Raw genomic sequence first — 206 nt, 5'->3', positions numbered from 1 at the left:
CCCATCCCGCCGGTGTCGCCATCATCACGGCGCAGGGTCCGGACGGCCCCGTCGGTCTCACGGCGTCGAGCGTGTCGTCGGTCGCCGTCGATCCGGCGGCGATCGTGTTCTCGGTGACCAGGGCGACCGGCAGCGCCGGGGCCATCCTCGGCGCCGAGACCTTCGTCGTGCACCTCATCGACGACGAGCACTCCGCGCTCGCCCAG

1 protein-coding gene is annotated in these 206 nt (G+C 72.8%); it reads left to right on the top strand.

The features are described 5' to 3' along the window. Nucleotides 1-206 (top strand): flavin reductase (locus tag B2W79_RS06260; RefSeq protein WP_292787947.1); only part of this gene is annotated, 206 nt, incomplete at both ends.

This window comes from Microbacterium sp. UBA7513 (assembly GCF_002478345.1).
GTDB lineage: Bacteria > Actinomycetota > Actinomycetes > Actinomycetales > Microbacteriaceae > Microbacterium.
This window is presented reverse-complemented; position numbering and strand designations above follow the sequence as displayed.